This window comes from Arsenophonus endosymbiont of Bemisia tabaci Q2 (assembly GCF_902713415.1).
Lineage (GTDB): Bacteria > Pseudomonadota > Gammaproteobacteria > Enterobacterales > Enterobacteriaceae > Arsenophonus.
The window spans coordinates 1-1,260 of record NZ_CACTIE010000293.1 but is presented as its reverse complement, the minus strand read 5'-3'; the positions used below and the strand labels follow the sequence as shown (position 1 = coordinate 1,260).

The 1,260-nt window shown below is 37.5% G+C and carries 3 protein-coding genes; 1 reads left to right on the top strand and 2 read right to left on the bottom strand.

Annotation, left to right across the window (positions count from 1 at the left end):
- On the bottom strand, positions 1-156 hold a 156-nt coding region (locus ARSQ2_RS15145), incomplete at its 3' end, for an IS630 transposase-related protein (RefSeq protein WP_420837784.1).
- Between the two features lie 578 nt (positions 157-734).
- Between ARSQ2_RS15145 and ARSQ2_RS11410 the strand changes: the two genes are divergently transcribed.
- A complete protein-coding gene (locus tag ARSQ2_RS11410) occupies positions 735-905 on the top strand; it encodes a ProQ/FINO family protein (protein WP_238334496.1) in 171 nt (56 codons plus the stop codon).
- Between the two features lie 94 nt (positions 906-999).
- Here ARSQ2_RS11410 and ARSQ2_RS11405 read toward each other — a convergent pair.
- A partial coding sequence (locus ARSQ2_RS11405; RefSeq protein ID WP_276529430.1) for a trehalase family glycosidase occupies positions 1,000-1,260 on the bottom strand: 261 nt, incomplete at its 5' end.

Here is a 1,260-nt window from a genome sequence, read left to right as displayed (position 1 = left end):
CTGACGCGTAGTCGATGCTTTTGGCTCTATTTGATTAATCCAATGGGATACAGATGCAGAGCCAATCCGAAATTGCTTCGCTGTTTCTCGGATACTCAACCCTTCCTCTTCCATCGTAAATATCACTTTACGTCTAAAATCAATTGAATAGCTCATATAAATCATGTCATCAAAATTAAGTCGCTTAGCTATATTACTCAATAAATTGAAGAAATGGGTATTCAAAAGGGTATTCAAATTGGTGAACAAACTGGCGAAAAAAGCATCGATGAAGATCGATGAAGATAGCACGCCAAATTCTAGAAATTGGTATGGATAGGCAATCTGTGATGAAATTTACGGGCTTGAATAATACTGAAATGAGAACCCCTGTTTAAAGATTAAATTATGACGTAACGTCAGAAACTAAGCCTCAATCGCCCCAGAAAGGTTTCACACGAAGAGCTGCCTCCAAAGTAACGCAGTTTATGGTAAAAAATCTGGGTGAACGCTACGCCGAAAAAAGGTAAAAAAAGAGAAACCCCAAAAGGTAGCAAAACAGCAGCCAAAGAAACCGGTTTTTAAACTTAAACAGGAAGTGAAGGTTAAAATTCCAAAACTGCCCACACCGCCTAAAAAGCGATTACCGTTACATGAAGCAATTTCCCAGATAACCGCTTTTTGGCCTAATCTTTTTCCTAAAAATCAATTAATACCCATGAAAATAAGCATTCAGCAGGATATTTGGCAAGGGGGTGAAGGAAAAATCATTACCGATAGCCAGAAGGTGTTTGAGAGCGTGTTTAGGCAGTATTGGTCATCACACTGATTATCGCGCTTTTATCCAATTAGGTGCTAGTCGTTATGACAAAGATGGTCAAATATTCGGAGAAGTTACCCAAGCCGATGTTGAGGATAATTTATAACGTTTGAAACGGCTAAAAAAGCAAAATATATAGCCAAATATGACAATAAGGGATATCTACTAATTTCGGTTTCACTTACTGACTAAACAAAAATTTATTTTATATCGGCGTATTTTTCAAGTAGCATTAAAGTAACTGCGTTAGTCCAACCGAAACCATCCTGTAGATCATACTCGCCGCCATTAGCCATTCCATCACCGTCCACTATATATTTTTCGAATAACTTTTGTTTTTTATCATATAATTTATGGATATTCGCTAAAAATCTAATCCCAATGGATTTAGCCAGAACATCTTGACCATAATAACTAAAACCTTCCACAGCAACCCATTGTAGTGGTGCCCATCCATTAGG